Annotated in this window: 17 protein-coding genes; 16 read left to right on the forward strand and 1 reads right to left on the reverse strand. The window is 71.2% G+C overall.

Annotated elements, in window-relative coordinates; all coding sequences use genetic code 11:
- Positions 1-43 precede the first annotated feature (43 nt).
- Positions 44-904, reverse strand: a complete 861-nt coding sequence (locus tag ACIP94_RS32395) for a class I SAM-dependent methyltransferase (RefSeq protein ID WP_402433684.1) — start codon at positions 902-904, stop codon at positions 44-46.
- 219 nt (positions 905-1123) lie between these two features.
- Here ACIP94_RS32395 and proS point away from each other — a divergent pair, with 219 nt between their 5' ends.
- The 16 genes from proS to dprA all read left to right on the forward strand — a co-directional run bounded on the left by proS (position 1124) and on the right by dprA (position 14045).
- Positions 1124-2539: a proline--tRNA ligase gene (gene proS / locus ACIP94_RS32400; protein ID WP_402433687.1), complete on the forward strand. Its 1416-nt coding sequence runs from the start codon at positions 1124-1126 to the stop codon at positions 2537-2539.
- A gap of 251 nt (positions 2540-2790) precedes the next feature.
- On the forward strand, positions 2791-3384 hold the full coding sequence (locus ACIP94_RS32405) for a hypothetical protein (RefSeq protein WP_402433690.1): 594 nt from the start codon (positions 2791-2793) through the stop codon (positions 3382-3384).
- 312 nt (positions 3385-3696) lie between these two features.
- Positions 3697-4125, forward strand: a complete 429-nt coding sequence (gene rpsP, locus ACIP94_RS32410; protein WP_402433692.1) for a 30S ribosomal protein S16 — start codon at positions 3697-3699, stop codon at positions 4123-4125.
- 2 nt (positions 4126-4127) lie between these two features.
- Positions 4128-4367 (forward strand): RNA-binding protein, encoded by a 240-nt coding sequence (locus ACIP94_RS32415; RefSeq protein ID WP_055606155.1) that lies wholly within the window; start codon positions 4128-4130, stop codon positions 4365-4367.
- A gap of 82 nt (positions 4368-4449) precedes the next feature.
- Positions 4450-4992 carry a ribosome maturation factor RimM gene (gene rimM, locus ACIP94_RS32420; RefSeq protein ID WP_402433695.1) on the forward strand — a complete coding sequence of 181 codons (543 nt, stop codon included), beginning with the start codon at positions 4450-4452 and terminating at the stop codon, positions 4990-4992.
- Positions 4992-5825: a tRNA (guanosine(37)-N1)-methyltransferase TrmD gene (trmD, locus tag ACIP94_RS32425; RefSeq protein WP_402433698.1), complete on the forward strand. Its 834-nt coding sequence runs from the start codon at positions 4992-4994 to the stop codon at positions 5823-5825. The genes rimM and trmD overlap by 1 nt, the downstream gene beginning before the upstream one ends.
- Positions 5826-5959: 134 nt before the next feature.
- Entirely contained in the window at positions 5960-6310 is a 351-nt protein-coding gene (rplS, locus tag ACIP94_RS32430; RefSeq protein ID WP_361659149.1) for a 50S ribosomal protein L19, read from the forward strand.
- Between the two features lie 45 nt (positions 6311-6355).
- Positions 6356-7096 carry a signal peptidase I gene (gene lepB, locus ACIP94_RS32435; RefSeq protein WP_402433701.1) on the forward strand — a complete coding sequence of 247 codons (741 nt, stop codon included), beginning with the start codon at positions 6356-6358 and terminating at the stop codon, positions 7094-7096.
- Entirely contained in the window at positions 7089-8177 is a 1089-nt protein-coding gene (gene lepB, locus ACIP94_RS32440) for a signal peptidase I (RefSeq protein ID WP_402433704.1), read from the forward strand. The genes lepB (ACIP94_RS32435) and lepB (ACIP94_RS32440) overlap by 8 nt, the downstream gene beginning before the upstream one ends.
- A complete protein-coding gene (lepB, locus tag ACIP94_RS32445; RefSeq protein WP_402433707.1) occupies positions 8062-9021 on the forward strand; it encodes a signal peptidase I in 960 nt (319 codons plus the stop codon). Before lepB (ACIP94_RS32440) ends, lepB (ACIP94_RS32445) begins: the two co-directional genes overlap by 116 nt.
- Positions 9022-9099: 78 nt before the next feature.
- On the forward strand, positions 9100-9846 hold the full coding sequence (gene lepB, locus ACIP94_RS32450) for a signal peptidase I (protein ID WP_402433710.1): 747 nt from the start codon (positions 9100-9102) through the stop codon (positions 9844-9846).
- Positions 9847-9931: 85 nt separating this feature from the next.
- Positions 9932-10408 carry an NUDIX hydrolase gene (locus ACIP94_RS32455; RefSeq protein WP_402433849.1) on the forward strand — a complete coding sequence of 159 codons (477 nt, stop codon included), beginning with the start codon at positions 9932-9934 and terminating at the stop codon, positions 10406-10408.
- Positions 10409-10464: 56 nt separating this feature from the next.
- A complete protein-coding gene (locus tag ACIP94_RS32460; protein ID WP_390744759.1) occupies positions 10465-10773 on the forward strand; it encodes a DUF2469 domain-containing protein in 309 nt (102 codons plus the stop codon).
- 118 nt (positions 10774-10891) lie between these two features.
- Positions 10892-11263, forward strand: a complete 372-nt coding sequence (locus ACIP94_RS32465; protein ID WP_402433713.1) for a YraN family protein — start codon at positions 10892-10894, stop codon at positions 11261-11263.
- Positions 11263-12888 carry a YifB family Mg chelatase-like AAA ATPase gene (locus ACIP94_RS32470; RefSeq protein WP_402433716.1) on the forward strand — a complete coding sequence of 542 codons (1626 nt, stop codon included), beginning with the start codon at positions 11263-11265 and terminating at the stop codon, positions 12886-12888. Before ACIP94_RS32465 ends, ACIP94_RS32470 begins: the two co-directional genes overlap by 1 nt.
- Positions 12885-14045, forward strand: a complete 1161-nt coding sequence (gene dprA, locus ACIP94_RS32475) for a DNA-processing protein DprA (protein WP_402433719.1) — start codon at positions 12885-12887, stop codon at positions 14043-14045. Before ACIP94_RS32470 ends, dprA begins: the two co-directional genes overlap by 4 nt.
- Positions 14046-14081 lie beyond the last annotated feature (36 nt).

Genomic DNA, 14081 nt, shown 5'->3' on the forward strand with positions numbered 1-14081 from the left:
CCCTCGATCGTCGGAACCCCAAGCCCCACGCCACCCCGGTCCTCTAGGGAATGCGCGCGATCAGATAGCGGAACACGTTCGGCATCCACACCGTGCCGTCCGCCCGCCGATGCGGATGGAGGGCCTCCGCCAGCTCCTTGCCGACCTGCTCCGGGTCCGTCGCCTCGATCGCCGCGTCGAAGAGCCCCGTCGAGAACATCCCCCGCACCGCGCTGTCCATGTCGGCGTACCCGAAGGGGCAGGCGACCCGCCCCGATCCGTCCGGCCGTAGGCCCGCGCGCCGCGCGGTCTCCTCCAGGTCGTCGCGCCCGGCGGGACGCGGACGGCCCGCATCCGCTCCGGGATCGGCCAGTTTGGCCGCGACGCGCAGCACCGACGCGGTGCTGCACCGTTCCGGCGGACCCCAGCCGGCGAGCACCACGGGCGCCTCGTGCCGGGCGAGCGGTGTCACCGCCGCGAGCTCTTCCCCGAGGCTCCCGGGGGCGCCGGCCGTGTGCCCGGCCGGCCCGAACGCGGTCAGCAGGGTGTACGCCGGGTCTCCGGGCGCGGGTGCCGCATCCCGTGGGCAGCCGTCGACGATCCGGGCTGCGGTACGCGCGCGTGGGCCTCGTCTCGGGGGGCGCAGCCGCTCATGCGCGAGCGCCAGCCGTTCGTCCGCGCCGGAGTCGACACCGGTGACCTCGGCGCCCCGGGAGGCGGCCAGCAGCAGGGCGAGGCCGCTGCCGCACCCGAGCGCGAGCAGCCGTGTCCCGCGGCCCACTTCGAGCCGGTCGTAGACGGCCTCGTAGAGCGGGACGAGCATGCGCTCCTGTATCTCGGCCCAGTCACGCGCGCGTGCACGCCGGTCCACGCGGGGAGCCGCCCCCGCGTGGGGGAGGTGCTGCTCCGCGAGCGTAGGTGTCATCGAAAGCGCCCCAATCGCCGTCGGTCATCGCTCTGTCCGGTTCCCTGGCCCCCCGTGACGTGCGCGCGCACTGGCCCGCCCCCGTATGCCAGGTAACTCCGCGCCCGTCGTGGCGTCCAGGGGGTGTGTCGCACTCCTTGTGAGCCGTCCGTGCGCCCCGGGCTACCCCCGGTGACAAATCGTTCACGAGGCGGCCGGGTACCCCCGTACCATCGCGCCATGGCGAAAACACCCGTTCTCACACCCCGGGCGGACGACTTCCCGCGCTGGTACCAGGACCTGATCGGCAAGGCCGAACTGGCCGACAACGGGCCGGTGCGCGGCACCATGGTCATCCGACCGTACGGGTACGGACTGTGGGAGCGGATGCAGGCGGAGATGGACGCCCGCATCAAGGAGACGGGCACCCAGAACGCGTACTTCCCGCTGCTGATCCCCGAGTCGTACCTCACCAGGGAGGCCGACCACGTCGAGGGCTTCGCGCCCGAACTCGCCGTGGTCACCCACGGCGGCGGCAAGCGGCTGGAGGAGCCGGCGGTCGTCCGTCCCACCTCCGAGACCATCGTCAACGACTACTTCTCCAAGTGGATCCAGAGCTACCGGGATCTGCCGCTGCTGATCAACCAGTGGGCGAACGTGGTGCGTTGGGAGCTGCGGCCGCGTCTGTTCCTGCGCACCTCCGAGTTCCTGTGGCAGGAGGGGCACACCGCGCACGCCACCTACGAGGAGGCGCGTGACTTCGCCGCCCACATCCACCGGCGGGTCTACGAGGACTTCATGCGCAACGTCCTCGCGATGGACGTCGTCCCCGGCCGCAAGACGGTCAAGGAGCGCTTCGCGGGCGCCGTCAACACCCTCACCCTCGAAGGCATGATGGGTGACGGCAAGGCCCTCCAGATGGCCACCAGCCATGAACTCGGCCAGAACTTCGCCAGGGCCTTCCAGACGCGGTATCTGTCGCGGGAAGGCCGGCAGGAACTGGTCTGGCAGACCTCCTGGGGCTCGACGACCCGCATGATCGGCGCCCTGGTGATGGCGCACGGCGACGACGACGGACTCCGTGTCCCGCCGCGCCTCGCGCACGTCCAGGTCGTCGTGCTCGCCATCAAGGGCGACGACTCGGTTCTGGCCAAGGTTCGTGAGATCGGCGACCGGCTCAGGGCGGCCGGTCTGCGCGTCCGGGTCGACGACCACACCGACACCCCCTTCGGCCGCCGTGCCGTCGACTGGGAGCTCAAGGGCGTGCCGGTGCGCGTCGAGATCGGCCCGCGCGACCTGGAGAACGGCACGGCGATGCTGGTCCGCCGCATCCCCGGCGGCAAGGAGCCCGTGGCGATGGACCAGCTGGTGAGCGTGCTCCCCGGGATCCTCGACGAGGATCAGGCCCTGCTGCTGGCGCAGTCCCGTGAGCGCCGCGAGTCCCGGACGGTGGAGGTGTCGACGATCGAGGAGGCCGTCGAGGCGGCGAGCGCCGGAGGCTGGGCGCGCATCCCGTGGGCGGTGCTCGGCGAGGAGGGCGAGAAGAAGCTCGCGGAGTACGCGGTGACCGTACGGTGTCTGGTCGCGGAGGACGGGTCGGTTCCCGAGGCCGACGACGCACCGGGTAACGTCGCGGTCGTCGCGCGCGCTTATTGAGGTAACGGGGAAAGCGACCGAAACGCCTCTTGCGCATCCGCAGGGCACAGGCGCCCCGGCGCGCGGACTTCGTCTACGCGCCGGGCCGTACGCGTCACTACGCACCGGCTTGGTAGGAGCTGTGAGGCTTCTGGGCAGAACAGCGCACCCGCCCTCGTCCGGACGCATCAGTCGCAACTGACGGGTACGTGCAAATTATTTGGGATGCCCCGGAATAGGAACACGGGAGCCCCCAGGCTCGTTGTCATTACGTGAGCACGACACCACCTGTTCTCGCCGCAGAGCTGGCACAGGCGTGGGCCGACATTCAACGGCACCACCCTGAACTGCCGGATCTCGCCGCGCCGGAGTCCCTGATCGGAGAGTCGTCGTCCGCCTGCGGACACGAACTCTCATTCGAGCGACTGCTCCATGAAGCAGTCCACGGCATCGCCGCCGCCCGCGGAGTGCGCGACACCTCCCGGGCCGGCCGCTACCACAACCGCAGATTCCTCGCCATCGCCGAGGAGCTGGGCCTGGACCACCCCGAGGAGCCGCACCCGAGCAGCGGCTTCTCGTTGGTCACGCTCAGCCCCGAGGCGAAGCGGCGCTACCGCCCCACCATGGAGCGGCTCCAGCGCGCGCTGAAGGCACACTCGGCGGCGACGGCCGCGGACACCGCCCGAACCTTCCGGGGCCCGGCCGCACGGCACGGTTCCTCCGGCGGCGGCGTCCGGGTCAAGGCGGTCTGCGACTGCGGCCGCAATGTCCGTGTCGTCCCGTCGGTGCTGGCCCAGGCCCCGATCGTGTGCGGCGGCTGCGGCAAGCCGTTCCGCATCCCCGAGCCGGTGGCGGCGGCGAGCTGAACGGACGGCTGCTCGTGGCAGCCGTGCTCGGCTCCGTCCGCGGTGACGACGGCACCCAGTGAGCGCCGGGCGGCGTGACCCACGCCCGGGGGACCCGGCGCCGGGTGCGCCTTCGGCATGCCCGCACACGCGCCGGCGGCCCCTCGGCTCAGGGCGCCCCGCGAGGTGTGGCACAATGGCTAGCTGTACTCGACAGCCGCACAGGACCCCTCTCTCCTCCGGCTGACGCGTCCATCGGGCCACTCGGGTACCGCAACCCCACGCGGCATCTCGTTGTGCCCAACCACGTCAAATCCAGGAGAACCCACTCCCGTGGCAGTCAAGATCAAGCTGAAGCGTCTGGGCAAGATCCGTTCGCCTCACTACCGCATCGTCGTCGCCGACTCCCGTACCCGCCGTGACGGCCGGGCCATCGAGGAGATCGGCAAGTACCACCCGACGTACAACCCGTCGGTCATCGAGGTCGACGCCGAGCGTGTGGCGTACTGGCTCGGTGTCGGCGCCCAGCCGACCGAGCCCGTGCTCGCCATCCTGAAGAAGACCGGCGACTGGCAGAAGTTCAAGGGCGAGCCCGCCCCGGCGCCGCTGCTGGTGGCCGAGCCCAAGGCCGCCCGTCCGTCGTTCGAGGTCCTCGCCGGCGAGGACGAGGGCAAGGGTGAGGCGATCACCCAGAAGAAGAAGGCTGAGAAGAAGGACGAGGCCGCGGCCGAGTCTGCTCCGGCCGAGTCGACCGAGGCCTGAGCATGCTCGAGGAGGCTCTCGAGCACCTCGTGAAGGGCATCGTCGACCACCCTGACGATGTGCAGGTGGCCTCGCGCAACCTGCGCCGCGGGCGGGTGCTCGAGGTCCGGGTCCACCCGGACGACCTCGGCAAGGTGATCGGCCGCAACGGCCGCACCGCACGCGCCCTGCGCACCGTCGTGGGCGCCATCGGCGGCCGCGGTGTCCGCGTCGACCTCGTCGACGTGGACCACGTCCGCTGAACGCAACGCAGCACCGGCGCGGGCCGGGGAGGGCCACTGGCCGTCCCCGGCCCGCGGTCGTTACGACAGGAGATCTTCACAAGTGCAGCTCGTAGTCGCACGGATCGGCCGCGCCCACGGCATCAAGGGCGAGGTCACCGTGGAGGTACGTACCGACGAGCCGGAGCTGCGGCTCGCCCCCGGCGCCGTGCTCGCCACCGATCCCGCCACCGCGGGGCCGCTCACCATCGCAACCGGCCGCGTGCACAGCGGCAGGCTGCTCCTGCGGTTCGAGGGCGTGAGCGACCGCAACGCGGCCGAGGCCCTCCGCAACACTCTCCTGATCGCCGAGATCGACCCGGACGAGCTCCCCGAGGGCGAGGACGAGTACTACGACCACCAGCTCATCGACCTCGACGTCGTCACCGTGGACGGCATGGCGGTGGGCCGTGTCACCGAGGTCTCGCACCTGCCCTCGCAGGACCTGCTGGTGGTGGAGCGTGCGGACGGCACCGAGGTGATGATCCCGTTCGTCGGGGACATCGTCACCGAGATCGACCTCAAGGAGCAGCGGGCGGTCATCGACCCGCCACCGGGGCTGATCGACGACCGGGCCGAGATCGCGTCCCCGCGAGACGAGGCGTGATGCGGCTCGACGTCATCACGATCTTCCCGGAGTACCTGGAGCCGCTGAACGTCTCCCTCGTGGGCAAGGCACGCGCGCGTGGACAGCTCGACGTGCGTCTGCACGACCTGCGGTCCTGGACATACGACCGGCACCACACCGTCGACGACACCCCCTACGGCGGCGGCCCCGGCATGGTCATGAAGACCGACCCCTGGGGCGACGCACTGGACTGCGTCCTCGCCGACGGCTACGAGTCCGGCTCCCACGCCCCGGCGCTGATCGTCCCCACGCCCAGCGGCCGCCCCTTCACCCAGAAGCTCGCCGTCGAACTCTCCGAGCGCCCCTGGCTGATCTTCACCCCCGCCCGCTACGAGGGCATCGACCGCCGTGTCATCGACGAGTACGCCGCCCGGATACCCGTGTACGAGGTGTCCATCGGCGACTACGTCCTCGCCGGCGGCGAGGCGGCCGTCCTCGTCATCACGGAAGCGGTGGCCCGGCTGCTGCCCGGCGTCCTCGGGAACGCCGAGTCCCACCGGGACGACTCCTTCGCGCCCGGCGCGATGGCGAACCTCCTGGAGGGACCCGTCTACACCAAGCCGCCCGTCTGGCGCGGGCGCGACATCCCGGATGTGCTGCTCAGCGGCCACCACGGCAGGATCGCCCGCTGGCGCCGGGACGAGGCCCTGCGGCGTACGACGGCCCACCGGCCCGATCTGATCGAGCAGTGCGAGCCCTCCGCCTTCGACAAGAAGGACCGCGAGATGCTCTCCATCCTGGGCTGGGCACCCGACCCGCAGGGTGCGCCGCACGGCCGATTTTGGCGCAGGACCGAGGCCGTGGAAGAATAGGCGGCTGTTGTCCGCGGTCCCGCGCGCGTCCCTGCCACAGGGGGACAGACGCCCGCCCCGACCCGGACGGCGACTTTTACCGAAAAACTACTTCCCGCCGATGACCTGTGGCATGGGCGAAGAAAGCAGACGAAATGTCTCACCTGCTCGACTCCGTCGACGCCGCGTCGCTGCGCAGCGACCTCCCGGCCTTCCGCCCCGGTGACACCGTCAACGTGCACGTCCGGGTCATCGAGGGCAACCGCTCCCGTGTGCAGCAGTTCAAGGGCGTCGTGATCCGCCGCCAGGGCTCCGGCGTGCGCGAGACCTTCACGGTCCGCAAGGTCTCCTTCTCCGTCGGCGTCGAGCGCACCTTCCCGGTGCACACCCCGATCGTGGAGAAGATCGAGCTGGTCACCAAGGGTGACGTGCGCCGCGCCAAGCTGTACTACCTGCGCGAGCTGCGCGGCAAGGCCGCGAAGATCAAGGAGAAGCGCGAGAACTGAGCGCCTCCCGGAGTCCACAGCGGGGCCGGATAGCATCTGGCCCCGATGGACACCGCAGCACAGCGCACGGAGCGCGACCGCTCCTCCCACCCCGCCGACTCCGAGGAGACCTCGGACACACCGGGTGCGGAGGAACGGTCGCGCTTCGCGTTGGTGTCCCGGATCGCCGGCCGGCTGCCCGGCGGGCGGATCACCCTGACCGTCCTGGTCTGTCTGCTGTTCCTGCTCGCCCTCGGCACCTGGGTCATACAGCCCTTTGACATCCCCAGCGGTTCGATGGAACCCGGATTGAGGGTTGGGGACCGCGTGCTCGTAAGTAAGTTGGCGTACCGTTTTGGATCGAAACCGCAGCGGGGAGACGTCGTCGTGTTCGACGGCACCGGGTACTTCGGGAGCGCTGACTACATAAAGCGGGTAGTCGGTGTGGGGGGAGACCATGTGGTCTGCTGCAACAGGGAGGGGAGGCTCGAGGTGAACGGCCGGCCGGTCGACGAGTCGTCGTTTCTGTACCCGGGGAACAGCCCCTCCGACGTCCCCTTCGACGTCGTCGTCCCCGCCGGCACGCTCTTCGTGCTCGGCGACCACCGCGGCGACTCCAGCGACTCCCGCGACCACCTGGGCTCGCCCGGCGGCGGCATGATCCCGCTCGGCGCCGTGATCGGCAGGGCCGACTGGGTGCTCTGGCCCTCCGCGGACTTCCGGCGCCTGCCCCGCCCCGGCGCTTACGCACGCGTGCCCGCCGCCGCGGCACACGCGCCCCAGGCGGCGGGCGGTGCCCATGGGTAACCGCGGCAAACCGCGCAGCCTGCCGTCCGACACCGCCACGCAGAACCTCCTGCCCACCGGCGCACGGCGCGCCGCCGCCGGCGCGCCCACCGGGCGCAGCCGCGCCGAGCGGCGCAAGCTGCAGCGCAAGGTCAAGCGCAAGCGCAGGCGTTCCGCGGTCAAGGAGATACCGCTCCTCGTCGGCGTCGCCGTCCTCATAGCGCTGGTCCTGAAGACCTTCCTGGTGCAGGCCTTCGTGATCCCCTCCGGTTCCATGGAGAACACGATCCAGGTCGGCGACCGCGTCCTCGTGGACAAGCTGACCCCGTGGTTCGGCTCCAAGCCGCAGCGCGGCGACGTCGTCGTCTTCCAGGACCCCGGCGACTGGCTCGCGGGCGAGAAGACGACCAAGAAGAACGACCCCGTCGTCGTCAAGCAGATCAAGGAAGGGCTCACCTGGATCGGTCTGCTGCCCTCCGACAACGACAAGGACCTCATCAAGCGGGTCGTCGCCGTCGGCGGAGACACCGTCAAGTGCTGTGACACCCAGGGCCGCGTCACGGTCAACGGCATGCCCCTGAACGAGCCGTACATTCACCCGGGAAACAAACCTTCGGACTTCTCCTTCTCGGTGACCGTGCCCCCGGGCCGGCTATGGGTCATGGGAGATCACCGGGCCAACTCGGCCGACTCGCGCTATCACCGCACAGAGGCGTACAGCGGTACCGTTTCAGAGAAGTCCGTCGTCGGCCGCGCCATGGTCATCGCCTGGCCCGTCGGGCACTGGACGCGTCTGAGGGAGCCAGACACTTACGCGTCCGTGCCGAGCGGGTCGACCACGGCACTCGGTCCGTCGCATAGGGTGGCCTCCGCGGATCGATACGGATTGATCCCCCTCCCGAGCCCTGCGGAACTCCCGCTCGTTATGGGAGTGGTGGGCCTGCGCCGACTGAGGCGCCGGCGGCGGTACGGAGTGAGGAGTGGATGTGGGGGATTTGGCGGTCGGCGCACGGTCCGGACACGAGGGTCCCGAAGAGAGGCCGCAGCGCCCCGACGACTCGGCTGTCCCGGCCGCGGACGACCCCCCCGGCTCCGGCAGTGACCCCTCGTCGAGCGGCGGCGGGGGACACGGCAGCGGCGGCCAGAGTCCCCGGGCGCCGAAACAGCGCTCCTTCTGGAAGGAACTGCCGCTCCTCATCGGCATCGCGCTGGTCCTCGCGCTGCTGATCAAGACGTTCCTGGTGCAGGCGTTCTCGATTCCCTCGGACTCGATGCAGAACACCCTCCAGCAGGGCGACCGCGTTCTCGTGGACAAGCTGACCCCGTGGTTCGGCTCCCAGCCCTCGCGCGGCGAGGTCGTCGTCTTCCACGACCCGGACAACTGGCTGGCGGGCGAGCCCACCTCGACCCCGAACGCCCTCCAGACGGCCCTGAGCTGGATCGGCCTGATGCCGTCCGCGGAGGAGAAGGACCTCATCAAGCGGGTGATCGGCGTCGCCGGCGACACCATCGAGTGCCGGAACACCGGCCCCCTGCTGGTCAACGGCAAGGCGCTCAACGAGCCCTATGTGTACCCGGGCAACACCCCGTGCAGCGTCGACGACCAGGGCGGGCAGTTCAAGGTCACCGTGCCCCCGGGCAAAATCTGGGTCATGGGCGACCACCGCCAGAACTCGCTGGACTCCCGCTACCACCAGCAGGACAAGTACCAGGGCTTCGTGCCGGTGGGGAACGTCGTGGGCCGCGCGATCGTGGTCGCCTGGCCGCCCACCCGCTGGAACACGCTGCCGATCCCGGACACCTTCGACCAGGGCCTCGGCGTGACGGCTCCCGCGGCCCTCGGACTGACGGGCGCGCTCCCGCTGGTCCTGTGGCGCCGGCGCCGCCTCACCGCGCGGCTTACCGCCGGAAACCCTCGGGTTCCCGGCGGCGGTACCGCCGGGTAGGGTGCCGTCCCAGATCGCCGATCTTCCGCGGCCCCGGGTGGCCGCGAGGGTCGATTCTCCGACCTGGGGAGCACTGGGATGAGCGGGACTGGTCGTACGAAAGAGGGCCGCGGACGGCTCGGCAGCATGCTGTCGGGGCTGGCCGTGGCCCTCGGCTGTGTGCTCTTCGTCGGCGGGTTCGCCTGGGGCGCGATCGTCTACAAGCCCTACACCGTGCCGACCGACTCCATGTCGCCCACCATCGCCGCCGGTGACCGGGTCCTCGCCCAGCGCGTGGACGGCGCGCACATCGAGCGCGGCGACGTCGTCGTCTTCCGGCAGAAGACCTGGGGCAACATGCCCATCGTCAAGCGGGTCGTGGCCATCGGCGGCGACACCGTCGCCTGCTGCACCGACGGCAAGCTCACCGTCGACGGCAAGAAGATCGACGAGACATACCTGCCCCCCGGCCAGGTGGCCGAACTCAAGCAGATCCCCACCATCACGGTCCCCAAGGACCGGCTGTTCCTGCTCGGCGACGAGCGCAGCGGCTCACTGGACTCCACGGCCCATCTGACGGAGGCCTTCAGCGGCACCGTGGCGCGCGGCGCCGTGGACGCCCGGGTGGACGCCGTGGTGTGGCCGATGAACGGCATGCTGGCCCGCCCGACGGGCTTCCAGGTACTGGGCCCGATCTCCTCGCCGGGACCGCTGCGGCCGATCCTCGGCGTGATCGTGGCGGGCGCGGTGCTGGTGATGGTGGGCGGGGCGTACGGGCCGATCGCCCAGCGCGCGGCCCGCAGGCGCGGCAGCGCCGTACGGAGGGAGCCGGCCGGTGTCCGCTGAGGCGCCGCCGCCCCTCCCCGCCCCGGACGAGCCCTGCGAGCCGTACGCCGACGAGAGCGCGCCGGGGGAGTGGGAGGAGGGCGACCTGCGGAAGGTGGCCCGGGTGGTGCTCCTCGACCCCAGGGAGCGCATTCTGCTGCTGCACGGGCACGAGCCGGACGATCCGGCCGACGACTGGTGGTTCACGCCCGGAGGCGGCGTGGAGGGCGACGAGACCCGTGAGCAGGCGGCACTGCGGGAGCTGGCCGAGGAGACCGGCATCACGGACGTCGAGCTGGGCCCGGTGCTGTGGCGGCGCATGTGCTCCTTCCCGTTCGCGGGCCGCCGCTGGAACCAGGACGAGTGGTACTACCTGGCCCGTACGGCCCAGACCGTTACGGACGCGCAGGCCCTGACGGAGCTGGAAAAACGCAGTGTCGCCGGAGCACGGTGGTGGACGTGCGGGGAACTGGCCGAGTCGCATGAGACGGTGTATCCCACGAGACTCGCCGAGCTGCTCCGAAGGCTGCTCGACGAAGGTCCCCCGGCCAATCCCGAAGTCCTCGACACCGAAATCGTCTAGGGGCTCACGGGACTGGCGCACAATGGTGGGACCGCACGGCTGAAGGGGAACATGCCATGAGCGCCGAGGACCTCGAGAAGTACGAGACCGAGATGGAGCTGAAGCTCTACCGGGAGTACCGCGATGTCGTCGGTCTGTTCAAATTCGTGATCGAGACCGAGCGGCGCTTCTACCTCACCAACGACTACGAGATGCAGGTGCACTCGGTCCAGGGCGAGGTGTTCTTCGAGGTGTCCATGGCGGACGCCTGGGTCTGGGACATGTACCGGCCCGCACGCTTCGTCAAGCAGGTACGCGTCCTCACGTTCAAGGACGTGAACATCGAGGAGCTGAACAAGACCGATCTGGAGCTGCCCGGCGGGTGACCGACAGCACTCCGTCACCCGCCCGGGGGACGGAGTTGTCCACAACCACCGCTCTGTCCACCAAGATCCACAGCGAGAAGCCTGATACGTGACGGTTGGCGCCGGAGGTGGTGCCGACATGAACACACATCAGGCACGCAGTGCCCTGGGCAGGTACGGAGAGGAACTGGCCGCCCGACGGCTGTCCGCGGCCGGGATGACGGTCCTGGAGCGCAACTGGCGCTGCGGCCGGAGCGGTGAGATCGACATCGTCGCCAGGGACGGCGACGTGCTCGTGGTCTGCGAGGTGAAGACCCGCCGGGGCGGCTCCTTCCAGCACCCCATGGCAGCCGTCACCGCGACGAAGGCGGGCCGGCTGCGCGATCTCGCCGAACGCTGGATCCAGGGCCACGGCGGAGCACCCCCGGGCGGGGTGCGCGTCGACATCGTCGGAGTCCTGCTGCCCGAGCGCGGCGCACCCGTGGTCGAACACGCACGGGGGGTGGCGTGATGGGCTTCGCGCGTACCTGCGCCGTGGCACTGGTCGGCGTCGAGGGCGTGGTCGTCGAGGTCCAGGCGGACCTCGAACCCGGCGTGGCCGCGTTCACCCTGGTCGGCCTCCCGGACAAGAGCCTCACCGAGAGCCGGGACCGGGTGCGGGCGGCCGTGGTGAACTCCGGCGCGTCCTGGCCGTCCAAGAAACTCACCGTGGGACTGAGCCCGGCCTCCGTGCCGAAAGCCGGCAGCGGCTTCGACCTCGCCGTCGCCTGCGCCGTCCTCGGCGCCGAGGAACGCATCGACCCCCGCGTGCTCGCCGACATCGTGATGATCGGCGAACTGGGCCTCGACGGACGCGTCCGGCCCGTACGCGGCATCCTGCCGGCCGTACTCGCCGCCGCGGACGCGGGATACGAGCAGGTGGTCGTACCCGAGTGCGCGGCCGCCGAGGCCTCGCTCGTCCCCGGCGTCTCCGTACTCGGCGTCCGCACCCTGCGCCAGCTGATCGCCGTCCTCACCGACGAACCCGTGCCCGAGGAGGAACCCGACGAACACGGCCGCCCGGATCCCCTCCTCGCCGGCCTGCGCGTGCCCGGCACCGGCGCGGCCACAGGCATGCACAGCGTGGGCGCCACGCACCACGACCAAGGCCCCGACCTCGCCGACGTCGTGGGCCAGATCTCCGCGCGCACAGCGGTGGAGGTGGCCGCGGCGGGCGGACACCATCTCTTCCTCGAAGGGCCACCCGGCGCCGGGAAGACGATGCTGGCGGAGCGGCTCCCCGCCATCCTGCCGAAACTCACCAGACAGGAGTCACTGGAGGTCACCGCGGTGCACTCGGTGGCCGGACTGCTCCCCGCGGACAAACCCCTGATCGACATCGCCCCTTACTGCGCCCCCCACCACTCGGCCACCATGCAGGCACTCGTCGGCGGCGGTCCCGGCATCGCCCGCCCGGGCGCCGTGTCGCTCTCCCACCGAGGAATCCTCTTCCTGGACGAGGCGCCGGAATTCAGCAGCCACGCCCTCGACGCGCTGCGCCAGCCGCTGGAGGCGGGACACGTCGTGATCGCCCGCAGCGCGGGCGTCGTACGGTTCCCGGCCAGATTCCAGATGATCCTCGCCGCCAACCCCTGCCCCTGCGGCCGCTTCTCGCCCCGCGACAACCAGTGCGAATGCCCGCCCTCGGCGATCCGCCGCTACCAGGCCCGGCTCTCCGGCCCGCTCCTGGACCGGGTCGACCTCCGAGTCGAGGTGGACCCGGTCAACCGCGCCCAACTCACCGGGCGCGGCGCCGGCGGCGCATCCACCGCCACCGTGGCCGACCGGGTACGCGAGGCCCGGGAGAGGACGGCGGCACGGCTCGCGGGCACCCCCTGGCGCACCAACAGCGAAGTGCCGGGCCGGGAACTGCGCACCCGCTGGCAGGCCGCGAGCGGCGCCATGGACGAGGCCGAGCGCAGCATGGAGCGCGGCATGCTCACCGCCCGGGGACTGGACCGCGTGCTGCGGGTCGCCTGGACCATCGCCGACCTCGTGGGCCACACCCGGCCGGACGCCGCGGACGTCGCACTGGCGCTGCAACTGCGCACCGGAGTGCCGCGGGGCGTGCCCATGGCCCTGGGGACGCCGACATGAGCGCGCACGGCGCCCCGGACGGGGAACACCTCGCCCGAATCTTCCTCACCCGCGTCGTCGAGCCCGGTGACGAGGTGGCCGGACGGTGGCTGCGGGAATTCGGAGTCGAGGAGGTGGCCCGGCGCCTGCGCGACACGGGGGCGCGGCTGCCCGGGGTGTCCGAGAAGCGGTGGGCGGGGCTGCTGGCGCGGGCACGGCGGGCCGACCCGGAGCGCGACCGGGCGGCCGCCGAAGCGGCCGGAGTGCGGTTCCTGTGCCCCGGCGGCGCCGAGTGGCCGGCCCAGCTCGACGACCTCGGGGACGCCCGGCCCATCGGGCTGTGGGTGCGCGGGCAGCCCGGTCTGCGGCTGTGGGCCCTGCGGTCCGTCGCGGTCATCGGCGCCCGTGCCTGCACCGAGTACGGCGCCCATATGGCGGCCACCCTCTCCGCCGGCCTCGCGGAGCGCGGCTGGGTCGTGGTGTCGGGCGGCGCCTACGGCATCGACGGGGCCGCGCACCGCGGAGCGCTCGGCGCCTCGGGCGCCACCGTCGCCGTGCTCGCCTGCGGCGTCGACCGGCCCTATCCACGCGGCCACACCGGCCTGATCACCAGAATCGCCGAGCAGGGCCTCGTCATCGGGGAACTGCCGCCCGGGGACCATCCCACCCCCAGCAGATTCCTCGTACGCAACCGGGTCATCGCCGCCCTCACCCGCGGCACCGTGGTCGTCGAGGCCGCCCATCGCAGCGGCTCACTCGTCACCGCGCGGGCGGCGCAGCGGCTGGGCCGCTTCACCATGGGGGTGCCGGGACCGGCCACCAGCGGACTGTCCGCCGGAGTCCACGAGCTACTGCGCGGTGAGGCAGTGCTGGTCACGGACGCCGCCGACGTCATCGACCTCGTGGGCGGCATCGGAGAGCTGGCACCGGACCGGCGCGGCCCGGTGCTTCCCCGCGACCTGCTGGAACCGGCCGCCCGGCGGGTTCTGGCAGCGCTCCCCGGGCACGGAACGGCCTCGGCGGGCGAGGTCGCGTGCGGCGCGCAGACCACCGAGGACGACGCGGTCGGGAGACTGTACGAACTCCGATCACTTGGATTCGTCGAACGACACGGCGATGGCTGGAAGTTGACACGCCAGGCGGTCACGTCGGTCCGACAAGATCACGGTCAGTGTTGACCGAGGGTGTTCGGCCGTCCGGGCGACCCCCCGATG

Origin of the sequence: Streptomyces sp. NPDC093261, assembly GCF_044753645.1 — a bacterium.
Lineage (GTDB): Bacteria > Actinomycetota > Actinomycetes > Streptomycetales > Streptomycetaceae > Streptomyces.

What these genes read in the sequence shown, in the direction of transcription:
- ACIP94_RS32395 (WP_402433684.1), bottom strand. Translation starts at nt 904, where the DNA reads ATGACACCTACGCTCGCGGAGCAGCACCTCCCCCACGCGGGGGCGGCT.
- proS (WP_402433687.1), top strand. Translation starts at nt 1,124, where the DNA reads ATGGCGAAAACACCCGTTCTCACACCCCGGGCGGACGACTTCCCGCGC.
- ACIP94_RS32415 (WP_055606155.1), top strand. Translation starts at nt 4,128, where the DNA reads ATGCTCGAGGAGGCTCTCGAGCACCTCGTGAAGGGCATCGTCGACCAC.
- trmD (WP_402433698.1), top strand. Translation starts at nt 4,992, where the DNA reads ATGCGGCTCGACGTCATCACGATCTTCCCGGAGTACCTGGAGCCGCTG.
- rplS (WP_361659149.1), top strand. Translation starts at nt 5,960, where the DNA reads ATGTCTCACCTGCTCGACTCCGTCGACGCCGCGTCGCTGCGCAGCGAC.
- lepB (WP_402433701.1), top strand. Translation starts at nt 6,356, where the DNA reads ATGGACACCGCAGCACAGCGCACGGAGCGCGACCGCTCCTCCCACCCC.
- lepB (WP_402433704.1), top strand. Translation starts at nt 7,089, where the DNA reads ATGGGTAACCGCGGCAAACCGCGCAGCCTGCCGTCCGACACCGCCACG.
- lepB (WP_402433710.1), top strand. Translation starts at nt 9,100, where the DNA reads ATGAGCGGGACTGGTCGTACGAAAGAGGGCCGCGGACGGCTCGGCAGC.
- ACIP94_RS32460 (WP_390744759.1), top strand. Translation starts at nt 10,465, where the DNA reads ATGAGCGCCGAGGACCTCGAGAAGTACGAGACCGAGATGGAGCTGAAG.
- ACIP94_RS32465 (WP_402433713.1), top strand. Translation starts at nt 10,892, where the DNA reads ATGAACACACATCAGGCACGCAGTGCCCTGGGCAGGTACGGAGAGGAA.
- ACIP94_RS32470 (WP_402433716.1), top strand. Translation starts at nt 11,263, where the DNA reads ATGGGCTTCGCGCGTACCTGCGCCGTGGCACTGGTCGGCGTCGAGGGC.
- dprA (WP_402433719.1), top strand. Translation starts at nt 12,885, where the DNA reads ATGAGCGCGCACGGCGCCCCGGACGGGGAACACCTCGCCCGAATCTTC.